The sequence below is a fragment of the uncultured Shewanella sp. genome, assembly GCF_947495455.1.
Classification (GTDB): Bacteria; Pseudomonadota; Gammaproteobacteria; order Enterobacterales; family Shewanellaceae; genus Shewanella.
In genome coordinates, this window is the sequence record NZ_CANLZC010000162.1 from 1 (window position 1) to 7,847 (window position 7,847).

General features: G+C 35.5%; 5 protein-coding genes. 1 reads left to right on the top strand and 4 read right to left on the bottom strand.

The genetic code is table 11. The annotated features are described in order from the left end of the window. Positions 1-577: 577 nt before the first annotated feature. Entirely contained in the window at positions 578-5,599 is a 5,022-nt protein-coding gene (locus Q0791_RS23770; protein ID WP_299011746.1) for a hypothetical protein, read from the bottom strand. Positions 5,600-6,044: 445 nt separating this feature from the next. Here Q0791_RS23770 and iglJ point away from each other — a divergent pair, with 445 nt between their 5' ends. Then, positions 6,045-6,857: a type VI secretion system baseplate protein IglJ gene (gene iglJ, locus Q0791_RS23775; RefSeq protein ID WP_299011747.1), complete on the top strand. Its 813-nt coding sequence runs from the start codon at positions 6,045-6,047 to the stop codon at positions 6,855-6,857. A gap of 3 nt (positions 6,858-6,860) precedes the next feature. On the opposite strand, the gene Q0791_RS23780 is transcribed toward iglJ, so the two are convergent. The 3 genes from Q0791_RS23780 to Q0791_RS23790 are packed head-to-tail and all read right to left on the bottom strand — an operon-like array spanning position 6,861 to position 7,662. After that, positions 6,861-7,049, bottom strand: coding sequence for a hypothetical protein (locus tag Q0791_RS23780; protein WP_299011748.1), 189 nt, complete (start codon positions 7,047-7,049; stop codon positions 6,861-6,863). A 40-nt stretch (positions 7,050-7,089) separates the two neighbouring features. Beyond that, positions 7,090-7,398: an IS30 family transposase gene (locus tag Q0791_RS23785; protein ID WP_299011749.1), complete on the bottom strand. Its 309-nt coding sequence runs from the start codon at positions 7,396-7,398 to the stop codon at positions 7,090-7,092. 36 nt (positions 7,399-7,434) lie between these two features. Then, complete coding sequence (locus Q0791_RS23790) at positions 7,435-7,662, bottom strand: helix-turn-helix domain-containing protein (RefSeq protein WP_299011750.1); 228 nt, start codon at positions 7,660-7,662, stop codon at positions 7,435-7,437. Between the last annotated feature and the right edge of the window lie 185 nt (positions 7,663-7,847).

Below are 7,847 nucleotides of genomic sequence, written 5' to 3' on the forward strand. Positions count from 1 at the left end.
GCATAAATGCGCCTTGAATTGAAAAGCCTGAGAAGCTCTGAATTGATCATCTATATAATAGAATTGGTATTAGGTGGTGTTATTATCCATACAAGACTACTCAGTAAAAGAAGCAGCAGAAGCCATGAATATCAAACCGAGGATGAGTGGTTAGATAAACGAGTTAAAAATAACTAACCTGAACTCGAGGTAATGAGTGTCAAAAATATTAGCTAACCCATTTAATATCAAAAAATTGAATGAAATTGGGTTTAATAGTGCGGTTTTTGTCGATATCAAGGCGAGATTTCGACTCTAATAGCGGGCTATTAGTAGAAAGCACAACACAGATAGGGGCAGAAATAGTGCTATTAAACGGCGTAGCTTATCCCGAATTCAGGTTACTATAGTGCTAAAGCAACACCAAGAAGCGAAGAAAAATTTCAAATTCTTGAGCAAGAAAAGTAAATAAAATCTATTGAAATGAACAGGGATAGGCTAAAAATATTCAAAAGGAAACATCGAGGCTGCCGCTCTTTTGATGTTGGCTTCGCTCAACACTCTTGATGCGTTGATACATTAAGAGGTGATGATCCAATCATAAATCATTATTATCTACTTCACCTGCATTTGGATTATAAGCGGGCGGTGGCGCGTCATTTCCTCCATTTCCTTCATTTTCTACAAAGGTTGGATTATCGTAACACTCTGCTTTATTGACGTTTCTACTTTCCTGTTTGGTTACTAATGATAGGTGCTCCGTTGTGAGGTAAAGTGCAGATCTTCCCCCTTGTTTATATTGTTCAATATAACGATTAAAATTATTTGGCTTTTCAAGCTTTTGAAAAGCGCTTAGCAATATAAATTGCTCTCTGCCAAGCTTATAGAGGTTATCGATATGCCAAGTAATCACCAACTTTCTCTCCTCCTCCTTTAATGTACTCAGTATATCGGTCGGAGTGCTGTTTTCTGATGCATCTTCTTCCTTTTCATACTTTTTATGTGCTCTGTCAATATCTTGTCGATTATCGCCTCGTGTATACGTTAGATATCTCTCAAGATATCTTGTTCTTATTCCACCAAAACTTCTAAATTTCATGGCAGGGTAATCAAGGTCAATCCTGGCTTTCCCCGTAACTAAACGATATTTTCTGTTAACTCTAAGCATACTGTCTTCTGGTGCATTGACTTCGTCTTCCATGGATAAATACCCCGACAGCTTATATAACTTGGGATAATCTTTTTGTGTTAGATTGTTAATAACATTCTCTTGATAATCAAAAACAAGCGGCACCCGTCTCGTGTATTGACCTGTATATTTGAACTTTGAAGTCGTGATGACTGATTCAGATGAAACAGTATATTCTACTTTTAAAACAGATAAGAAATTAATTTCCTTAAGATATAACTCTTGTGTTGTTTGAAGTAATTTTTTGACTTGCCCTATTATTTCACCATGGAACATTTTATCAACTAGTTCTTCTTGTGTACTGCTAGTACCAGTGAGTACGTTACCAAATAATGTTTCTGGCGGAAGCAGTTTCTCTGGTTTATATACCGATAAAGAAGAATTCCCAGAGATATACTTAGGCTTGTTATCATCAGTGACATTTATTTTGATGTCTAAGCGATTGAAAATATGTGTGCACCACTTTAATGCCTTATCTTTTGCTTGTGATTGGCTTTTAGAAGGTAAAGCGATGTTATTTCCTTGCTCAAGAGTATAGTGCAAGCCAATAGCTGAGTTAGCATATATATCAAAGAGTTGATTAATGATTTGGTTGAGCGCAATAAAAATCGCTTCAGGCGCACTACTGCCTAATATGGTGTCTACAGCCTTTTTGGCCAGCCTTGCCCTCTCTTGCTTTTGTGCCTCACTTTCCTGCCTTGCCTGATTGTCAGGTACCTTTGCAATAGATTTACCATACTCTTGGTACTTTTTAGCGATTTCAATGATATAGGCTATGTAACGACTAATGGAAAATTTTGATTCCGGCTGACAAGTTAACAGGCAATATTCATATTCTTTCTTCGTGATAATCCCACTATTCTTACGATTCTTAAGAAACTCGCGTCCTGCTTTGGTTAATTCTCCGTTATTATTGGTTTCAGGGGTCAAGCCTTCAACTTCGACGTTCTCTTGTAGTGTCTGGGTCAGATATTTATTAAGACCTTTATCGTCGAAACCGTTCGCTTTTTTTAACAATAGTTGCATTAATTGATTGAGTGATTTTTTAAGTTCTATGATCGTTTTTTTTTCAATAAAATGGGGAAGCAGCTCCTCAAAAGACAATTTATTGGTAAAAACACTGCCTATAGTAGGATTGGCTAAACTGACAAAATTGACTACTGAGGGAGAGAGCCTTAAATCGTTAGCCCGTTTTTTTATATCTTCCATTCTATCTTCATCAGTATCTAGTTTTCCGGCAGTACTGACAGTGGCAGTATTCTTGTACTTAAAGGGAGAGCCTCCCTGCCCTAGCGTGGTTGTTGTTGTGGGCTCGAGTCTTTTGGTTACAGAGTCTTCAATCATTAAAGAAATGGCATTAGGTGTACCATCTTTATTTATTCTAATTGATTCTAATATATTAATGGTATTGCCAAGGTAAGGTGTCATGGCTTCAAAAAAAGTTTGAAATTGTACCGCCGTCATAGCAGCTTGTGTTTTCACGCTATCTTCATCGTAATATTCGATGAGATCATGACTGCCTTCCAGTTGTGGCGCATACATATCAAAGGCATTCTCTTTATCAAAGATGCCTTTTAGGCTTGCATTAACTAACTCCTGTTTTTTAAACGTTGTCCCCGCATTAGGAAGCTGGTTTTTAACTCCCTCAACCAGGTTGTGATACATATCGAGTTTGATAGAAAGTTTGAGTAAGTCTCGTGAAGCCTGGTAACTATTTGTATGTGCTTTTTGTTGTTTTTTCGCATTTTTTAATTCTTGTTTCCAAAACTCAATGGATTTGGCAAGAGAGAGTGCATTTTGTTTAAACGCCTCACGAGTCTTAGACAATATATCCTCGTACTTGTCATACTCCTTTTTAAAAGACGTGCTGAGGGTAAAGCTTTCTCCGTATACACCGGATAATTGACGTAAGCTTTGTTGCACTAAATAAAGCTCAAGTAAGACATCATAATCTTTCATGATAAAGGCCACACTCAGTGAAATGAGAAACCGCTCATCTTCTTCATCATTATGTAAAGTAAGGATTTCATCTAACATTGCCTGTAGAACCACATTATTCCCCGGATTAAGTAATGCAATAGCATTGTCTTGCTTTCTTTTCTCCAGAGTTCCGCCGAGTCTCTCTATGATAGTGTTATTTGCTTCTACGGGCTTGCGTTTAGATAGACTCGTTTTATAAGTATCATGTGTTGAGAAAAATAACATTGAGTGTGCAAGCTGCCAATGCACCATGACATGATAACGACCAAATCTAGCTAGATTCTCAGAGACCCCCAATCTCGTTCGAAACATGTGCTCTATAAAAGGGAGTTGCTCGGGATAAGATAACGAAAACATGGCCTGATTGATGTTTTTTTGTTCGTCAATTTTTTGTTCATTAATATCAAAAATGAATCGGTTAACGAATGTTATCAGCCCAGAGTTGTAAATCTGTCGATAATTTTTTACATCGTTAGACTCTACTTTTGGGTCTAACGCTAGTGTGGTGGCTTCTATTTCTCTTAAAAATCCAATAGTGGCCTCCATTAAAATGGTGTTGTTGCGTATAAGCTTAACTAATAGAGAAAATAGATTATCATCATTATTCTCAGGTGCTTTGTGTAACTTGCTCAGTAAGTTGCCAACCTCACATGTGGCATTAATGACCTTATTGTTTTCAACATCAATGGAAAGATCGTCGATAACCTTAAGCCTTTCTTTATCCGCCCCGTCAAGAGAGAACACGACCTTGTTGCTCGAGAGCTTAATATTTATTTTTGTCTCTTTTATCTTCTTACATTTATTCGAGAATGTATCCATTGTGTCTTCACTGATATTCTGTTTATCTTTTAGTAAATATTCAAATGAAGCTGAAAACATTTTCTGAAAGTATGCGCTTCTTTGTGTGGTAATAAAAACACTACGATCAATAGCCGGGTAGGTCGGAAAGATAATTTTTGATAGTAAAAAAGGTATGTTTTTAAGTAAATACTCAAGAGACTCATCATTGAGGCTGATCCCAATTTGCTCTGATTGTAAGGAATTTCTGGCAAAATTATTTGCAGCTATGATACAGTTCCTGAGCATTTTCAAGTGACCTTGAAAATCATACAGTTGATAGTAATCATCAACAATTCTTTGGCGATTTGAGCTCAATGCACCAAATAAATTACTGATGGATTTACGATCAACAAACACATCAGCCTGGCTGGCCATATCTTTCATCTCTTGAATCGCTTTCAGTGATTTTTGGTGTGCATCATAGGACTCTCGAATATTCTTTTTTGCCTCCTTAAACTCCTCAGTGAAACTATTGACATTTGCATCATCTCCATAAGGGTCAAAAAAACGAGACGCGATCGATTTGTTTTCATTCCTTCTTGCTGCTAGGTATTTATTGATGAGTTGTAATGCTTTAATGTTTTCCAAGTTGGTTAATTCGGAGTCATATATTTTTACATTATTCTGCTCAATTTGTACCTTATCCACCATTTTTCTTAAATACTGGGTTTGAGCTGATCCATCCTTAACACTTAGGAGTTTCTCAAACGCGGCGTCTGTCCTCGTTTTGAGTGCATCTTTTCTTTTCTGAAGCTTGGTGTCATCAATCATTTTGTCATAATTTTGACTAATGAATTCTAAAAGAAAATAACAATGATATAATGTGATAGGGATGATTTCATTTTTCCCGAAACTGCCGGCAGTCATGACATTATGATTACGGCAGTTGATTGCAGAACCAGTTAATACCTTGACTAAATGAGTGGTAATTAATCCTATTTTCCAAAGTTCCTCATCATAAAAAATCCATAACCGTTTGTTTTTGTCATAATAGCATTTATCATAATCACCACTGTCTACTTTTTTAGCTTTACCTTCCGCGAGGTATTCATAAAATGCAACATATTCAAGAAAGAGGTTTTCCAGTACTTTCGCAATTAAACGCATACTACTGCTTTCTATCGTATCATAATTAAATGTTAATATATTCTTCAGTGCTTTTGGACTCAAAATATCAGTAGTATAAGCATATTCATCGTTACTACGGTACTTATAATACATTTTTAATTGTTGGTAATAGCTTGCCTCTGATAATTTCTCAAAACTTTCCTTTGACACTGACTCACCAAATTTGACAGCAACTTCAAATGCGCTCTTAACATAACCTGTTGTGGCCATTTTTTTTAAAAAATTTTGTTTTTGACCAAAATAATGAACATATTTCAGCACTTCTTCTTCTTTGGTGACAACCACAACGACATCAACCGGCGCGATGTATTGTTTTTCCTTATCAACATTGGCACTACTTTTAAAGGACTGATAGGCAAGATAACCACCAATCCCCACAGCACCAGCACCTACAATACAGTCTGCCACTTCAAGTGATTCTTGTGTATTGGGGGCTAAAGTGGCTAATTTAAGCGCACCTTTTGCTAGTCCAAAAATGGGCATGTTCACCTTCTCATATTAATGAATAGTGGAGGTAATAATTAATTTTAGTTACTCTTTTCACCATCGGCCAACAATTAGAGTTGCTATATACTTAACTAAACGTTCTCGTATATTTTAATGAATACTTGTCCGTCATTTTTTAAACTCTCTTTGAGCGCATAAAAAGTTATAAAATCATAGCAATATAACCCTTCATACTCGATCTTTCTCCTCTGTATTCAATGAAATTAAATTCAGGAGAGTAAGCGGTTAAATACATCACAACTAAGCCTTTTAACAGTCATTCATGATACTGTTATTGAAAACCCTTAGCGCGATAAAATAAATCACTTTATACTCGGGCACTGACATTTTATTTGAAATAAAATATTTTTGTATAAAGAATAGCTATAATATTCAAGTGTGGCTCTGTAAAATTTATTTATGCTGTAATAGGCTTAATGATATGGATAAATATTCTTCATTATCAGCGTTTTTGACATTAATAAAAGAAAGTAATATCAGTATCAATATGAATCAACTACTCAGAGTCATTGAAGACTATGATATAGAAAGTGAAAATGTGAATTTTGAACCTATTTTTTCTATCATCCCTGAGAATACACTCATTAATGATATTATCATTGCTGAAAATCAGGTTCATATTCATGTCAATTTATTTAAAATTAATATCTTTCATGATGTTATTCATATTTATTATAATGCTGAAAGAAATAATCAATATAGGGTACTCGATATTACGTTAAAATCTTGCTCTAAATTTATGCACCACTATTTTTATGGCATTAGCTTTAGTTGTAAAAGTCATTACTTAAATCAGTTTTTATATGATAATAACCTCTATGGCCTACATGAGACAGTGTTAAATTCTATATCGATTTTATGTACTTCCCTAAAAATTCAACTATCTGATTTTAATAGTATATTTTATATTGAAAATGAAAATGATGTTCTTCATAATAAAATGTATATGACCCATTTAGGCACAGACAGTATTTTAGATTATTCGCATATAACAGGTAAGAACGCAATACAAAAGGCTGTGATTAAAATTCAAATATCACTTGATAACTATAGTGAAAAGAACATTGACATCATTAAGAGTATAATATGTAAAAATATTTTTTTAAAAAAAATATCTTACATTGTTTCGGTGAGGTTATACGTGTCTTATCATGATGAGAGTAATTTAGGTTTTTTAAATTTTTCTGAAATTGGCAAGAATACATTGAGTAAGTGTTTTGAAGTTAACTGGTAGTGCCTAGATCCTCGACATAATCGACACACGCTCGCCCGCCAAAACTTCTAACGGAGTTAAATAGCCAAGTGTTTTCCTTGGCCGCATATTAAGTAATAAATTGATATCGGCTAAATACGCCTCATTCATATTATAAATATTCGTCCCTTTTGGAAAATAACGCCTTAATAATCCATTGCTATTTTCATTCAAACCACGCTGCCAGGAATGATATAGCTTAGCAAAATAAGTTTCACACTTTAGTCGTTTTGCGCTCCACAAGTGTAACAAAATAACCATCCTTGCCATGGACTGTATCGGCTTCCCAATGACCAACATCTTGTTTTAAATCGACCTCTTTTGGACGTTCATCAATATCTACGCGATTAGGGATTAATTTCGCGCCTGCTTCACTCCCTTGACGCTGACGATACCGTTTACCGTATCGTGGCAGCCTACTGCACCAACCTTTTGCTCGAATGAGTCGATAAATTGTATGCATACTGACTTGGTGTTCAAGCTTTTCTAGCGCCGCTCGCCCAGCGATTTGCTCTGGTGACAAACCACGAGTGAGACAAGTATCAATATTTTCAATGATTTACTTGTTTATTTTAGTAAATTTGGTTGCATTATGACGTTTATTCAATGCGTCATGATGCGCTTGTTCGGCATGATAACGACCTTTATCACAGCGACTCATTTCGGTAAAAATGGTTTTGTTTGAACGATTAAGTTTGAGTGCAATCGCTCTGGCGGTTAATTTATTTTCCAATAATGCTTCTATTTGATATCGTTCTTTTAAAGTCAGCTGCTTATGTTGTTTCATTATGTGACACTGGGTTGTTTGTGTGAGAGCTTCAGCCTACAGCAGCTGGCTCTCATATCTACTCCAAGTGTGTTAGTTATTCTGAAAATCTAAGGTGTAGTGGTACAGTTAATGCTTATAATCCGTTAAATTTATCAATATTCACTACACTATAATGAAGGGGAATGCTACCCAATGCTAAGGGG

Excerpts from the sequence above, each read along its gene's own strand:
- Q0791_RS23790 (WP_299011750.1), bottom strand. The coding sequence starts at position 7,662 with ATGAAACAACATAAGCAGCTGACTTTAAAAGAACGATATCAAATAGAA.
- Q0791_RS23770 (WP_299011746.1), bottom strand. The coding sequence starts at position 5,599 with ATGCCCATTTTTGGACTAGCAAAAGGTGCGCTTAAATTAGCCACTTTA.
- iglJ (WP_299011747.1), top strand. The coding sequence starts at position 6,045 with ATGGATAAATATTCTTCATTATCAGCGTTTTTGACATTAATAAAAGAA.